At 38.3% G+C, this 15,265-nt stretch carries 15 protein-coding genes; 6 read left to right on the top strand and 9 right to left on the bottom strand.

All coding sequences use genetic code 11. The features are described 5' to 3' along the window. Positions 1 to 18 precede the first annotated feature (18 nt). Positions 19 to 411 (bottom strand): transcriptional regulator Spx, encoded by a 393-nt coding sequence (gene spx / locus J0J35_RS10320; RefSeq protein WP_003133982.1) that lies wholly within the window; start codon positions 409 to 411, stop codon positions 19 to 21. A 136-nt stretch (positions 412 to 547) separates the two neighbouring features. Beyond that, positions 548 to 1,075 carry an SLOG family protein gene (locus J0J35_RS10315; protein ID WP_206916876.1) on the bottom strand — a complete coding sequence of 176 codons (528 nt, stop codon included), beginning with the start codon at positions 1,073 to 1,075 and terminating at the stop codon, positions 548 to 550. 271 nt (positions 1,076 to 1,346) lie between these two features. Here J0J35_RS10315 and recU point away from each other — a divergent pair, with 271 nt between their 5' ends. The 3 genes from recU to J0J35_RS10300 are packed head-to-tail and all read left to right on the top strand — an operon-like array spanning position 1,347 to position 4,746. Next, the gene (gene recU, locus J0J35_RS10310) at positions 1,347 to 1,997 is read left to right on the top strand and encodes a Holliday junction resolvase RecU (RefSeq protein WP_206916875.1); all 651 of its coding nucleotides are present in this window, start codon (positions 1,347 to 1,349) and stop codon (positions 1,995 to 1,997) included. A 31-nt stretch (positions 1,998 to 2,028) separates the two neighbouring features. Beyond that, positions 2,029 to 4,116, top strand: coding sequence for a transglycosylase domain-containing protein (locus tag J0J35_RS10305; RefSeq protein WP_206916873.1), 2,088 nt, complete (start codon positions 2,029 to 2,031; stop codon positions 4,114 to 4,116). A gap of 3 nt (positions 4,117 to 4,119) precedes the next feature. Continuing rightward, entirely contained in the window at positions 4,120 to 4,746 is a 627-nt protein-coding gene (locus tag J0J35_RS10300; RefSeq protein ID WP_206916871.1) for an MBL fold metallo-hydrolase, read from the top strand. A 101-nt stretch (positions 4,747 to 4,847) separates the two neighbouring features. Here J0J35_RS10300 and J0J35_RS10295 read toward each other — a convergent pair whose 3' ends face one another. Next, positions 4,848 to 5,777: a glucosaminidase domain-containing protein gene (locus J0J35_RS10295; RefSeq protein WP_019294166.1), complete on the bottom strand. Its 930-nt coding sequence runs from the start codon at positions 5,775 to 5,777 to the stop codon at positions 4,848 to 4,850. Between the two features lie 184 nt (positions 5,778 to 5,961). Between J0J35_RS10295 and cysK the strand changes: the two genes are divergently transcribed. After that, a complete protein-coding gene (cysK, locus tag J0J35_RS10290) occupies positions 5,962 to 6,882 on the top strand; it encodes a cysteine synthase A (RefSeq protein ID WP_019294167.1) in 921 nt (306 codons plus the stop codon). Positions 6,883 to 6,993: 111 nt separating this feature from the next. Here the strand turns inward: cysK and J0J35_RS10285 are convergent, their stop codons facing one another. From J0J35_RS10285 to J0J35_RS10265, 5 genes are all read right to left on the bottom strand, one after another. Then, positions 6,994 to 8,139: a cysteine desulfurase family protein gene (locus J0J35_RS10285; protein ID WP_206918207.1), complete on the bottom strand. Its 1,146-nt coding sequence runs from the start codon at positions 8,137 to 8,139 to the stop codon at positions 6,994 to 6,996. 243 nt (positions 8,140 to 8,382) lie between these two features. Then, positions 8,383 to 8,658 carry an HU family DNA-binding protein gene (locus J0J35_RS10280; RefSeq protein ID WP_003133973.1) on the bottom strand — a complete coding sequence of 92 codons (276 nt, stop codon included), beginning with the start codon at positions 8,656 to 8,658 and terminating at the stop codon, positions 8,383 to 8,385. A 117-nt stretch (positions 8,659 to 8,775) separates the two neighbouring features. Next, a complete protein-coding gene (locus tag J0J35_RS10275) occupies positions 8,776 to 9,360 on the bottom strand; it encodes a YpmS family protein (protein WP_019294169.1) in 585 nt (194 codons plus the stop codon). Then, on the bottom strand, positions 9,350 to 10,174 hold the full coding sequence (locus J0J35_RS10270) for an SGNH/GDSL hydrolase family protein (protein ID WP_206916869.1): 825 nt from the start codon (positions 10,172 to 10,174) through the stop codon (positions 9,350 to 9,352). Before J0J35_RS10270 ends, J0J35_RS10275 begins: the two co-directional genes overlap by 11 nt. Continuing rightward, positions 10,167 to 11,003, bottom strand: a complete 837-nt coding sequence (locus J0J35_RS10265; RefSeq protein WP_019292641.1) for a DegV family protein — start codon at positions 11,001 to 11,003, stop codon at positions 10,167 to 10,169. The genes J0J35_RS10270 and J0J35_RS10265 overlap by 8 nt, the downstream gene beginning before the upstream one ends. Positions 11,004 to 11,170: 167 nt before the next feature. On the opposite strand from J0J35_RS10265, the gene J0J35_RS10260 reads away from it, so the two are divergent. Further along, positions 11,171 to 11,824, top strand: a complete 654-nt coding sequence (locus J0J35_RS10260; RefSeq protein ID WP_019292642.1) for a hemolysin III family protein — start codon at positions 11,171 to 11,173, stop codon at positions 11,822 to 11,824. 9 nt (positions 11,825 to 11,833) lie between these two features. Here J0J35_RS10260 and J0J35_RS10255 read toward each other — a convergent pair whose 3' ends face one another. Then, entirely contained in the window at positions 11,834 to 14,950 is a 3,117-nt protein-coding gene (locus J0J35_RS10255; RefSeq protein WP_206916868.1) for a DNA polymerase III subunit alpha, read from the bottom strand. Positions 14,951 to 15,056: 106 nt separating this feature from the next. Here J0J35_RS10255 and J0J35_RS10250 point away from each other — a divergent pair, with 106 nt between their 5' ends. Continuing rightward, positions 15,057 to 15,233, top strand: coding sequence for a DUF2929 family protein (locus tag J0J35_RS10250; protein WP_017369403.1), 177 nt, complete (start codon positions 15,057 to 15,059; stop codon positions 15,231 to 15,233). The last annotated feature ends 32 nt before the right edge of the window (positions 15,234 to 15,265 follow it).

Raw genomic sequence — 15,265 nt, 5'->3', positions numbered from 1 at the left:
CCACTCTCCCTTATTCATTTAGAAGTCGTTTACGGCACGTTTCATTTCCGCACGACGATAATGACGAGGTAAGAAAGCACGAATCTCGTCTTCATTAAAACCAATTTGTAACAAACGATCATCTGTGATAATCGGACGACGTAAAAGGTTTGGATACTCTGTTACAAGATTAATCAACTCGTTAATGGTCAACTCATCAAGATCCAAAGCAAGCTTTTGAAATATTTTTGACCGAATTGAAATAATATCTTCCGTTCCGTTTTCTGTTTTTGACAAAATTTTACGTAAGTCATCATTTGTCATCGGCTGTGTCAAAATGTTGTGCTCCGTATAAGGGACACTGTGTTTGTCCAACCATGCACGTGCCTTACGGCAACTAGTACATGAAGGCGATAAGTATAAATCAACCACTTTCTTTCCCCATTCTATCTAGGCTGTAACCAATTATTAAACTTGAGCAGCGCTATTATTTGTTACTTATTATACCAAAAATTATAGATTAAAAAAAGTGCGTTTTTTTACTATTGTGTAAGAATTTGTGTCTATGTTACATATTGTTCATATCATCACAAATTTCTTGTAAATCTTCAAATCTAATCAATTCCATATTATAATTTGATGTCTTTTGCATCCTATCCGTAATAAAATAGAGCTTAGTTTCGTTTTCTTCGTCATATAAAACTAAAGAACCATCTGAATTTTCGAGCAAAAAATCGTTATACTGACGAAATTGACTTGGATTTTCGTAATCTTCGTAAGCATATTTAACATAATCTACATCTTTAAATTCACGCAATTTTGCTTGATTCGCCTCGTTCCAGTTTTTTCCCTGCGTTTCAAAGGGAAAAATACTTGCAATATGGAACTCGTATTCTGTTTGTAATTCTTTAGAAACTTGTAATGCCCAATATTCAAAGCCTAAATTCCCCGTGAAAATCACCCATTTCAATCCTTTGTCCAGATACGCTTCCAATCTTCTTTTAAAGGCTTTTTTGATAATTTTAATTTTGATATCCTTCTCATCAAAAATCCCTAAATCAAAAGCTGTGTAACCTGTAATAAGCAATGTCTTCATAACGGGTCCTTCCTTGCACAATATAAGGCATTATATTTTTTCTTTTCTTGATTATCAAAAAACATCTTTTCTCCTCGTTTATACTTTTTATACGACTTAAGCAAAAATAAAGAGCTATTTTTATTGCTGTTATTAAAATTTGAAAGTAAAGAAACTAATCGCAAACTCTACAATAAGATACCATTTTAACTGTAATAATCCAAAAGACAAATAATTTGCTATAATTACATTATACAATAGAAGTAATTATTTAATATATGGAAAAACACACATGCTAAAATATCCTCAAGGATTAAATAAACAAAGAAAAAATTTTTCAGGAAAACAAACAGAGAAAAAAGTGGTGCATAACGCTGCGAAAAGTACTCCGAATATGGTAAAATCTAAATCGGCAGTAAAATTTGGTAAACGTGGTATGAACTTTGAAGCAGAGATCAATGCGACTAATGATTACTATCTTGCACATGATATCGCTGTGATTCATAAAAAACCCACTCCTATCCAAATTGTAAAGGTTGACTATCCCCAACGTAGCCGTGCTAAAATTACTGAAGCCTACTTTAGACAGGCTTCAACTACAGATTATTCTGGCGTCTATCAGGGAAGATATATTGATTTTGAAGCTAAGGAAACTCAACAGAAGACAAGTTTTCCTCTGAAAAATTTTCATGAGCATCAAATCGTCCATATGTCCAAAGTTCTTGAACAAAAAGGCATTGCCTTTGTGCTCTTACACTTTGCCTCTTTGGACGAAACTTACTACTTGCCATCTGAGAATTTGATTCGTTTTTATCAAGAAAAAAAAGGCTTAAAGTCTATTCCTCTTGATTATATTAAGCAACATGCTTATCAAATCCCATCAAATCAGATTCCTAGAATCCCTTACTTGGATATCGTTAATCAACTTTGCGAGGTGAATTAAAATTCCTACTAACAAACGAAAAAAATCAAAAATGAATCGAAATAAAAACACTGCAGTTAAAAGATCTCTCATTTCAACATTGAAATGGGCTTTAATTCTGATTTTTTCAACAATTATTCTGACTTTTGTTGCTGCTGGTGCGCTCTTTATTTATTACGCAAAAGATGCGCCGAAATTAGATATGAGCAAATTAGAGTCACCCCCATCAACGGTCGTTTATGACAAGGATGAGAAAGTAATTGCTACTCTTGGTGCGGAACAACGTGATTTAGTACAGGCTGATAATATACCTGTCATGCTTGTTAATGCTGTAACCTCGATTGAGGACCGCCGCTTTTTCAATACACGTGGTGTTGACCCAATACGTATTGCTGGTTCTTTAGTCAATAACTTACGTGGTGGACATATGCAAGGTGGTTCTACCTTAGATATGCAGTTGATTAAACTGTCTTTCTTCTCTACTGACTCAGCTGACCAAAACATGAAAGTCAAAATTCAAGAAGCTTGGCTTGCCTTACAGCTGGACCAAAAATGGTCAAAAGAGCAAATCTTTACTGCTTATGTCAATAAAGTCAATATGGCGAATGGTTATTACGGTATGGGGACAGCTTCTCAAGCTTACTATAATAAACCGTTAACAGACTTGTCTATCGCACAGTTAGCCCTACTTGCGGGTATGCCACAAGCACCAAATACTTATAATCCTTATAAAAACCCAGAAGCTGCGAAATATCGTCGCGATTTGGTAATCAATGCGATGTACCGCAATGGTAAAATCACGGAGAAACAAAGAGATGAAGCCATCAATACACCAATCGATGACGGTCTTCAAGACTTGAAGAGCGGTGTAAACATTCCTGAATATGCCAATGACTTCATCACCGAAGCCATCAAGCAAGCCAATCAAGAAACAGGAACAGATGCGCCAAATGCTGGCTTAAAGATTTATACTACGCTTGACAGCAAAGCGCAGGAAAATCTATTCAACATTGTCAATACCAATGATTCTGTACCATTCACTGATGACGAACTTCAAGTTGCTTCAACTTTGATTGATACACAGACAGGTGGCGTTGCTGCCCAAATCGGTGGACGTAAGCAAGAAATTGCGGTGTTTGGTTCAAATCCTGCAACAGAATCTACTCGTGACTGGGGCTCAACGATGAAGCCACTCATCGACTACGCACCTGCCTTTGAAAATGGCATTTATACAAGCACTGCCCAAACCATTTCCGACTCTGGTCCTTACTTCTATCCCGATGCTCAAAATATTCAACTGAACAATTGGGACAATCAGTATCTAGGAAATATCTCCGTACGACAGGCTTTAGCTCTTTCACGTAATATCCCGGCTATTAAAACTTTGGATGCTGTTGGACTGGACAATGCGACTGCTTTTGCCAACAAACTCGGATTTAAGTATCCTGTAGAAACAGGAAAATATGATGACAAAGGTAACCCTATTTTTGAACCAGGAACTATGACTTTCGCTAATGGGATTTCAAGTAACTCAAGAAGTAGTGATTCTCAATATGGTGCAAGTTCTGAACGTATGGCTGCTGCCTATGCTGCTTTTTCGAACGATGGTATCTACACAAAACCTTACTATGTTTCGAAAATTGTAATGCCTGACGGCTCGACAAAAACTTATGAGCCAGAGCGCACGCGTGCGATGAAGTCTTCAACTGCTTATCTTATTACTGATATCCTCAAAGATGTTATCAAAGGAAATGACGGCACAATACCTGCTCTTTCTACAGGTCTTTATGCACAAACTCCTGGCCTTCCTGAAGCAGGGAAAACAGGAACTTCCAACTACGATGATGCTGAATATCCTAAAGCTCTTGAAACAGCTGGAATCACGCAAGCTCAGCTCCAAGGTGGTTCAATGGCACCAGACGAAAACTTTGTTGGTTACACACCACAATATTCTATGGCTGTATGGACCGGTTATAAAAATAGACTACAACCTGTCTATGGCGAAAATATGTATATCGCTGCTAAAGTTTTCAAAGCAATGATGACAGATTTATATCCTGATCCAACATCTGTTGCAGACTGGCAAATGCCAAGCGATGTCGTAAAACAAGGTTCTGACCTTAGTGTAACAGGAAATTAATTTATGATAATCGAGAAAATCGTTAGTGAAATTGCTCAGGAAAATGCTTATATCCTGAGCAATTCTGCTTTTAGTATACTTATTGATCCTGGCAGTCAACCAGAAAAAATTATTGCAAAACTTCAAGAGATTGACAAGCCTTTAACTGCTATTCTCTTGACTCATGCACATTTTGACCATATCATGGGGCTTGATACCCTCAAGCAAGCCTATCCTAATGCTCAAGTTTATCTACATGAAAATGAAAAAGAGTGGCTCAAAAACCCCGAGCTTAATGCTTCAGCTTTAATGCTCCCCTTTCCTGTCACTTGTAAGACTAATATAGATGAATATTATGTCTGTGATACACCTTATAATCTCTCTGGGCTAAAATTCCACGTGCGCCACACACCCGGACATTCTATTGGAGGAATTAGTCTTGTTTTCGAAGAAGAGAGGCTTATTTTTTCCGGTGATGCACTTTTTGCTGGTGCGATTGGAAGAACAGATCTTCCAAGTGGGAATCACACACAATTACTACAGTCCATTGAGGCAGAACTTTTTAGCCTTCCCGATGATTATACGGTTTATCCAGGGCACGGTCCAAGCACAACGATTGGAAAAGAAAAACTTTATAATCCATTTTTCTAATATAAAAAGCCCCAATGGGCTTTTTTATATTCAGCTTAGTAAGCTTCCAGAAATTTCCCTCAAAAAAAAACATCTCTATATTAATATAGAGATGTTTTTTATTATACAGATAATGTTTGGCCAGGATAGATATTTCCTGTAATACCGTTCATTGCGGCAAGTTCATCTGCTGTTCTTCCATAAACAGAGGCAATTGACGTTAAAGTATCACCTGATTGAACAGTATAAGAACTAGAAACGGTGCTTGTTGCCATCGTTGAAGCACTTGTAGTTGAAGTTGTCGTCGTTGCACTAGTCCCAGCTGTTGGTATCTGGAGAACTTGGCCTTGCATGATGTGTTCTGTAGCTGAGAGACCATTTTGGGAAAGAATTGCATCCATTGATACACCATAGTGTGCTGCAATATCATAGACTGTATCACCTTCTTGAACAGTATAAGTTTGTGTACCGTATGAACTTGTATCTGTAGAAGTTGTAGTTGTCACATAGCTTGTTGTTGAAGTTGTAGCGACTTCTCCGCCATCATAAGCTGTTAAACCATATTGCGCAATAACAGCATTTAATTTTGAGGCATAATTTGGATCTGTAGCATAGCGTCCTTGCAACCAAGCGGTTGCATCTTGATACGAGCTTGTATTTTCACGCCAAACACCTGAATACAAGAAAGAGCCACGTAATAAACGTGCTTGTGCAGCACAAGCCTCTGCAACTGAAGCATAAGCTTGGAAAGGTTCCACGACATTATGCATTTGTCCGTCAAGAAATTCTTGTGTAGGCAAATAAACTGGATTTCCTGAAGTGTATTTCACACCGAAAATATTATTATAATTTACAGCTAGTGCACTTTGTCCAGCACTGCTTTCCAAAATACCTTGGGCAATCATAACAGAGGGGTAAAGACCATATTCGTTTGCGACTGGAGTTGCTGCTTCAGCCAACTCTTGTACTGACATTGCTTGTGCTTTCACAGCCCCAAGACTTGTAAGGGCTACAGCAGCTGCGCCAAATAAAAATTTGTGTTTTGTATTCATCTTATAAAAACTCCATAAATAAAATATTCATTATTTCTAAGTATATACTATTTATTATCTAATGTAAAACTATATAATCCTTGATATTATATTTTTATAGCGCTTATTCGCTTTTTTTATGTAAAACTGATAAAGTAGGTTTTATAATAAGAAGCAGGATCATCAAAGATAAAAGGAGAACTCTATGTCTAAAATTTATGAAAACATTACTGAACTCATTGGGCAAACACCCATTATCAAGCTTCGCAATCTTCCTGAAGACAGTGCTGAGGTTTACGTTAAACTTGAGGCATTTAATCCTGGAGGATCAGTAAAAGACCGTATTGCCCTCAATATGATTCGGCAAGCAGAGCGGGATGGACTACTAAAAGAAGGTGGGACTATTATTGAACCAACTTCTGGAAATACTGGAATCGGACTTGCTTTTGTCGGAGCTGCTTTAGGCTACAAAGTTGTGATTGTCATGCCTGAAACCTTCTCACTTGAACGCCGTAAATTAATTCAAGCTTACGGTGCTGAACTTATTTTAACTCCAGCTGCTGGAGGAATGAATGAAGCTATTGCTACAGCAGAGCATCTTGCAGAAGAAAAAGGATGGTTCCTTCCACTTCAATTTGACAACCCGGCTAACCCAGCTGCTCACGAAGCCACAACAGCTGTAGAAATACTGGACGTTTTTGGTGAAACAGGTTTGGATGCTTTTGTGGCTGGTGCGGGAACCGGTGGAACTATTTCTGGGGTTTCCCATGTACTGAAAAAAGCAAATCCTAATCTCAAAAGTTATGCGGTAGAACCTGCAAGTTCTCCTGTCTTAACAGGCGGGCAACCACAGCCCCATAAACTTCAAGGGATTGGTGTTCCTTTTATCCCTAAAGCTTTGGACACTTCTTCTTATGATGAAGTAATTGATGTCCCTGTGGAAGAAGCTTTTACTACTGCTCGCGAAATTGGTTTTAGCCAGGGCTTCCTTGTAGGGATTTCAAGTGGTGCAGCAATTTGGGCTGCTCTTGAAGTTGCGAAAAAATTAGGTAAAGGAAAGAAAGTATTGACCTTGTCTGCCGACAATGGCGAGCGCTACCTCTCTACAGAACTCTATGATTTTTAATTCTTAAACTCTTAACTTAAGAGAAACATCAATAGTTGTAATTTAGCCACGTCTTTACTTAAACAACAGATAAAAAAGCTCCGACACTTAATCGGGGCTTTTATTCTTTTATCAATTCGCTACTTTAAGCATTTCTTGATAAATATTGCGGAAGATTGTAAGAAAGGCTTCAATCTCTAACATATTATTTGTATGGTCCAGACTAACACGTACAGCGCTGGTTGCAAGATCAGGTTTGACATGCATAGCCATGAGTGTGCCGGCAGCAGCATTTTTCTTCGAAGAACATGCAGATGTTGTTGAGATGAAAATCTCATGTTTTTCAAAAGCATGAACAACAACTTCTCCTCTAACTCCACGAATTCCAAAGGTCAATATATTGGGAGCAAAGTCATCCATTTCTGAAAAAAGGATAATTTTTTCTTGCTTAGAGAGTTCCTCAAAGATGATTGCTTTCATTTGACGAATTTTCTCAACTTTATGATCAAAATCAGATAGTGCAAGACGAAGGGCCTTAGCTGTAGCAGCGATACCAGCAACATTTTCAGTCGTCGAACGCTTGTTATTTTCCTGACCACCGCCATGTAAAAGAGGGGCTAAGCGTTTCCCTGATTTAATATAAAGAAAACCGACACCACGTGGCCCGTGGAATTTGTGCGCTGAAAATGTTGCAAAGTCCACACGTTCCAACATAAAGTCCTCAACAGCTATTTTACCAATGGCTTGGACAGCATCGATGTGGAAAGAAATGGTAGGACGATTTTCCAAGAGTTTAGCGATTTCTTTGATCGGTTGAATAGAGCCTATCTCATTATTTACGGCCATGACAGATACCAAAATTGTATCTTCGCGGATTAATGCCTCAAGCTCTGAAACTTTAACAAATCCCCGTTCATCAACTGGTGCTTCATCAATTTCAAATCCTTGCGTAGCTAACCATGCTGCAGTATTTTTAACTGCAGGATGTTCTATGGCTGAGATAATGATGTGCTTACCAAATCTTTCTTTTTCATATGCCACACCTTTTAAGACCCAGTTATCGCCTTCTGTTCCACCACTCGTAAAGTAAATTTCCTCTGCATTAACATGAAGTAGATCCGCGATTTGACGGCGTGAAGCCTCCAAAAGACGTGTTGCAGTTGTTCCTAAACTGTGCAAGCTCGAGGGATTTCCCATGATTTTAGTGGCTACATCTGTATATGTGCGTAAAACTTCTGGATTTATAGCGGTAGTGGCTGAATTATCAAAGTAAATGATTTTAGTTTCCCCATTTCTGAATAACATTTAGCAGCTTCCTTAGCTTAAGCAGCGGAAGCATTTTTTCATCCTTACATTCTATCACTTTTTTCTCGCTTTTTACAGCTTGAAAATCATTATGTACTCAACTGTTATCTTCATTCTGTTTTACTGTAAGTAAACATGCAAGAGCTACAAATTTTTATAATCAAAGACAATAAAAAATACCATGGTTAACCACGGTATCAGTATTTCTACGCTAGATTATTTAACAGCGTCTTTCAAAGCTTTACCAGCTTTAAATGCAGGAACTGTAGTTGCTGCGATTTGGATAGCTGCACCAGTTTGTGGGTTGCGTCCTTCGCGAGCTGCACGTTCACGAGTTTCGAAAGTACCGAAACCGATAAGTTGAACTTTTTCTCCTTTTGCGAGGAATTCAGTTACTGATTCACCGAAAGCGTTAACTGCTTTTTCAGCATCTTTTTTAGTCAATCCAGCTTTTGCTGCAACTTCAGCAATAAGATCTTGTTTGTTAGCCATTTTAAAAATGTCCTCCATATTTTGTTTTACCTGTTCTTATTAGGCACTTTTCATTTTATCAAATGTTGTGAACCTTTGCAAGCCTAAACAGCGTTTTTCTGCGGTTTTTAGCTGATTTTAAGGTTGAATCATCAAATTAAAAGTAAAGTTTCCACTGACTAAATCTAGCTGATTTGCTTTTAAATATAAATTATCTGCTAAAGTAAGTTGTGGCAGATGTAATATGACTTGATCCTTCGTCGGTAAGACTTCTACAAAGGCTGGAAGCTTAATGCTTGACTTCACATAAGCAAGAACAGCACTTGTTGGTAAGTTCAATGTCCCTGCCGAAACATTCTTCACCTGAAGTGCAACAGAACCATCATTTAAAGCCAAAGGTTCAAAGTAAATATAGAGTGGAATTTTTTGGCCAAAAAGTTGGTAAGAAGCTTCTAAAACAGCTTGACTATTTGATAGATAGAATTTATAACTCATGTCTGAAGTCTGAAAATCTTGCAGATAAGTATTAATAAGCTGGTTTAACTGGTCCCGATTAGTCGTTATTTTAGCGACTTCTGTCGTCTCTTTAGGCTTACTTACTTGTCTCAAAGATTGTTGGTCCCGCACATTAAATACGCGACTCGAAATAAAAGCAAAAGTTCCAAGATTAATTGCTAATAGAGCAAGAAAGAGCCATTTCCAGATTGTTTTTTTATTTTTCATTGATCACCTGATATTCTTTAAATACTGCATCAGCCATGATTTGATAGCCAATATTGTTGGGGTGGAAACTATCTGCTGTATAAAGGAGATCATTGATTTGAGACTGACTTTCAGAAATCCCTTTCTCCCCTCCGATTCCTTTGTAAAGCAAATCGTTAATGGCAATAAAACTCGTATTTTTTTCTTCTTTTACCGTCTCCTCTGTTGCGATATTCCAATTATTAATGATTGTTTGCAAGGCTGTTATATTAGGAAAATTCATATAGAAAGGATTATAAATCCCTAAAACATAGACATGAGCCTTAGGATTATTTATCCGAATAGTCTCAAAGATTTTTTTCAGCTCATTTTGATAATTACGCGCAGGTTGTTCAAAGTCTTTTTCTTTAAGTTTTGAAAGACGAGCAGCATTATCTCGGATAACTTTCATAACATCATTCCCACCAACAGTCAAAGTGATAAAATCTGCATTTTTTATAGCAGTTTGGATTTCTCTGTCCTGCATTTTTTCATAGATTTGGGTACTTGTATCACCTGCATGACCAAAGTTTTGTGACTCTACTTTTCCTGTGGTTTGGTTTTCTACCTCTTTTGCTAAAAGAGGGACGAAGCCACCTTGGCCTGTTGCATCACCAACACCTTCTGTTAATGAGTCTCCCAATGCCACGTAATTCACGATTTTATCTTGATCCTGTACTTCTTCTTTTAAACGGTTGCCAGCTGGAGTACTCATCAAGGAAAGCAAACAGAATACAAGTAAACTTGCTAGCAAAAAGCCAGCAAGTTCAAGAATAATTTTCAGTTTTTTATTCATAATCAATCATTACAGCCCAAGCACCCGGTCCTGTATGAGTAGCAATAGTAGAGTTAGTATCGAGGATAGAAATTGGTTTTTCAACAAATTTTTGCAAAGCTTCCTTCGCTTTATTAGAAAAATCAAGTCCTTCTACATGTGAAATGCCAATCTCACGAATTTTACGTCCAGAGTTTGCGATGTGTTCTACCGTTTCATCTAACCATTTGGTAAATGTCTTATTCCCACGTCCTCGTGTCATTACACCTAGCTCACGGTTTTTTAGTTCCATCACGATACGTACATGCAAGAGACTTCCCACGATTCCGGTTGTACGACTGATACGTCCGCCTTTAACCAGGTTTTCGAGCGTCGAAATCCCAATAAACAGTTCTGTATTTTCACGTACGTGATTAATTCTCTTCAAGATTTCTTCTTTTCCAAGACCTTCTTTAGCCAATCGTGCGGCTTCCACTACTTGGAATTTCAAACCTTGGTCCGTAAAGTCACTATCAAGAACTGTTACATCACGGCCAGATAGCATTGCCCCTTGACGTGCTGCTTGTACTGTACCGCTTAAACTTTCAGTGATGTGGATGGAAATAATCGCATCTTCTTCACTGGCAATTTCTTCATATTTTTCTGCAAAGACCCCTACAGGAGGTTGGCTTGTTTTAGGCAATGCCTTAGAAGCCTTCATTTTTTCCATAAATGAGTCCAAGGGTAAGTCTGAATCAAGGTAAGTTGTCCCGTCAATAGTTACCGACAATGGAACTACAGTAATATCAAGTTCTTCTACTAATTCTGGTTCAATAGTTATTGATGAATCTGTCACAATTTTAATTGTCATATTTTCTCCAAATCAAAATAAAAAGACTTCGATTTCTTTTCTAAACAATCTATGTTAATATATATTAATATTATACCAAATGAACTGCAATTTCGCTAATCCTCTTTTTCAAATTTATAAATATTTTGATTTTAGAAAGCGAAATTATTATGGAAAGAAGGAGATCAATGGAAAAGCCAGCTTCTCGCGCTTATCAAATTGTCGACCAGGTCTTTAATGCCATCACACACGGAGTCGGAACTGGTCTTGCTATTACAGGACTTGTTTTACTCATACTTAAAGGAGTAGCCAATCATTCACCGATACAGATTGTTGCTTTCTCAATTTATGGAGCCTCTCTTGTACTACTTTTTCTCTTTTCAACTTTGGCACACAGCCTACACTTTACACGCGCTCAAAAAGTTTTTCAAGTTTTTGATCATAGCGGTATCTTTTTACTCATCGCAGGAACTTATACCCCTTATTGCCTCGTTACATTAGGAAATTGGCTAGGCTGGGGAATGTTAGCACTTGTTTGGCTTTGTGCGATCTTGGGAATAGTCGTTACAGCTATCTACCTCCCACGATGGAATACCGTGCCTAGAGGTTCAACTGTCCTTTATATTGTTATGGGATGGGTCATCCTCTTTGCCATTTACCCTCTCTGGCAGCTTCTGCCTGCCTATGGCTTCTGGTTTCTCGTTGGAGGAGGCGTAATTTACTCTGTCGGTGCAATTATATACCGTTATAAATTCCCTTTCGCTCACGTGGTCTGGCATCTTTTTGTTCTTGGTGCTGCAATGCTGATGTGGTTCTCCATCTATGGTTATGTGGGATCATAAGAAAAAACGCTATTTATAAACAGCGTTTAAGACATAGGTTTTCAACTTGTTCAAAAGTAAATCATTTTCTTCCACATAGACTTGAGTCTGTGTGGTTTTTTTTGTGTCAGCAAAATGCAAAATGACTTGTATTCCTCCAGGAAACTCCCGTAAAATTCGAGAAATATGCGTATTATGACTTGCATCTTCAAGATTCAACCAAAGTTTACGGTCTGTCTCTTCTACTTCGATGACACGATCAGCTAGCATCTGTAAAGCATCATTTCTTTCAGAAACTTTGCCAGAAATTAAATAAAATTTTCCTTTTTCGAGATTTGCCATAAACCGCCGATAATTTTCTGGGAAAAGTGTAATATCAAAATTTTCTTTACTGTCAGTTGTGGATAGGAAAGCCATTGTCTCTCCTGTCTTTGTACGATGGGTACGCACAGCAAGTAGCTCGACTAAAACAGTCGCTCGCTTATTTTTTTGCAAATCAGTCAGTGCTGTAAAATTTGTTTTCAGTTTAAGTGCTAAAGTTTGCAAGGGGTGTGGCGTAATCCCTACACCTAAAAACTGCTTTTCATACTCGTATTTCTCGGATTGCAGATAATCTTCTGCATCTTGAAAAGAGAATTTTAAGGCAGATGCACCGAAGAGATCCAGTTGAATATTTTGACTATAATCAATGAGAGTTGATAAGTTTTGAGCCAGCTTCCCTCTGTTCATGTCTTGGTCATCAAAAGCTCCAATCTGTACAAGTGGTAGCAAATAATCTTCTTTCTGGAAATTTTGAGGTAAACTTTTCACCAAATCTGCTAAATCACTAAAGGGCCTATGTTCAACAATCCAAAATGCCATATCTCGTGGAATGCTCCGTACATTTGCTAAGCCCAAGGCGATTTTACCATTTTCTACTCTGTCATGATAAGGCATCCGATTGATGGAAGGTTGCTCCATTTGAAAATCATTATCCAAAGCGTCTTGAATCATGCTCTCTCTTTTACGGTCTCGAAGCTGAACCTCATAAAATTCATCGGGATAATTCGCCTTGAAATAAGCGATTTGAAAAGCTAGAGCAGCATAAGCATAGGCATGAGAACGATTAAAACCATAATTAGCAAAACGTTCAATCAGACGATATATCTCCATCGCTTGTGCTTCGGTGTGCCCCAACTTTAAGCTTCCTGTTAAAAATTCGGCTTGGAGTTCTTCAAATTCTTTTCCTTTTTTCTTTGAGATTGCACGGCGGAGCAAGTCAGCCTTACCCAAAGAGAAGCCAGCAAAGCGTTGTGCAACTTGCATGATCTGTTCCTGATAAATCATAATACCATAGGTTGGCGCTAATATTTCTGTCAGTGTCTCGTCAATGACTTCTACTTTTTCCTGTCCATGTCGGCGGGCAACGAATTGGGGAATAAACTGTGAAGGGCCTGGACGGAAAATAGATGTCGCATCAACAATATCCTCAAACTTTGTTGGAGCTAAATTACGCAAAAAGCGTCTCATCTGTGGATTCTCAAATTGAAAAATACCTAGAGTATTTCCAGCCCGGAAAAGTGCTAACGTTTTGTCATCTTCTAAATCTATGTGCAAAGGGTCGATGTGAACATTTTTTCGTTTTTGTACTAATTCACATAATCGCTCAATTATCGTTAAATTTCGTAAACCCAAAAAGTCGATTTTCAACAGGCCAATTGCTTCAACATCCGGTGCCTCATATTGTGCCAAGGCCAAATCATCGGATGGTTTTAGAGGCACGTAATTGACCAAGGATTCTTGGCTTAACACCACGCCCGAAGCGTGTGTCGATGTTTGACGCGGTAAGCCTTCAATACGAGTAGCTATCTCATACACTTTCTGCAATCGACTGTCGCGTAAAATTTCAGCCTTAAGTTTAGGATTTTCCTCATATTCATCACGAAGCGAACCAAACCGCTGTCTCAACATGCGTGTGAGAGAAGAAAGCTCAGCTTCGTTCATCCCAAAAGCCTTTCCGACATCACGTAAAGCTTGTCGTTTACCTAAGGTCGAGAAAGTCACGATCTGCGCCACATGGTCGCTACCATAACGCCGCTTCATATAAGCAAGCAACTCGGACCGTTTGGTATCAGGCATATCAATATCGATATCGGGCATCGCTACACGTTCAGGATTAAGGAAACGTTCAAAGAAGAGATTATTTGCCACCGGATCAACATGAGTGATACCTAAAGTATAAGCCACCAATGAACCAGCAGCAGAGCCACGCCCCATGCCACAATAGATGTCGTTTTCACTTGCATAGCGTAATAAGTCGGCAACGATAAGGAAATAGTCATCGAAACCCATTTGATGGATGACCGATAGTTCATGATTGAGACGTGCACGATAGTCTTCTCCTGCAGGCAGATTGACTTCTGCTCTTTCACGAAGAAGCTCCGCTGCATTTCTTTGTTTATCAAACTGAGGCAAGCCTAACTTCTCACTAAAGTCATATGCAATATTTGCAACTAAGTTTTCAAGATTATCTAAGGCTTGAGGATAATTCTTAGCATATAATTTTTCATAAATTTCTGGTCTCTGCAAAAGTTGGTCATTTGACAAAGTCAACTCTTGATTGTAAGGTATTAAATCACGAATCGCATGTAGAACTTCAAGGCTTTCATTATCGACCTGTGATAAGTAGCGCACAGGCTGAAAAGGAAGGTGCGGAAACTGAAGCGAAGTTCCTCCGGCACCTGTAGGCAAGATGCCAATATATACTTCTGCTTGAATCTGTGAAAGGGCTGAGAGATTCGCATAAGACTCTGGTACCACTAGAACGACATCATTTAAAAAACTCTCAATATCAGAAAAACGGTGACGACCGTAATTATGACTGGAAGAGATTTTTAAAAGATTTTTATAACCCTCAGTATTTTTAGCAATAAAACTAAAGGATACAGGTAAACTGTCCAGCTCAAAAACAAGCTCAACCCCAATAATGGGCTGTATGTTTCTCTTTTGTGCTTCAATCGCAAAGTGATAAGCACCATGTAAATTTCCGACATCACAAATGCCGAGCTGTTTATAGCCCATTTTTTCTGCCACATTCAGATAATCATCTACTCGGACAACACTATCTAAAAAACTGTACTCTGTTTTGGTGTTGAGTTGTGCAAACATTTGGCTCCTTTCTCCTTTGTTTTTATACTTTTTTCGCATAATTCTTGAATTTTAGCTCTAATAGTATTATACTTTATTTTGAAGAAAAATCGAAAGAAGAATTATTATGAAAGTACTTGTAACTCTTTTCTGGTCAGCCGTTATCGGCGAAGTTGTAGGTTACATCATGACCGCACTCGCTGGGGTAGCTGACAAGCCGTTTAGCACTTTGGTTGTCTCACTGGTATTCGGACTTTTTGTTTTACTCATTAGTAAAGTCGGAGTTGTGGAACCAAAGCATTAATCTCTCTTTCAAAGACCGATCAAAAAAAGCAG

Origin of the sequence: Lactococcus sp. LG606, assembly GCF_017309645.1 — a bacterium.
Taxonomy (GTDB): Bacteria; Bacillota; Bacilli; order Lactobacillales; family Streptococcaceae; genus Lactococcus; species Lactococcus petauri.
The sequence above is the reverse complement of the archived record's forward strand: the minus strand, read 5'-3'. Positions and strand labels throughout refer to the sequence as shown.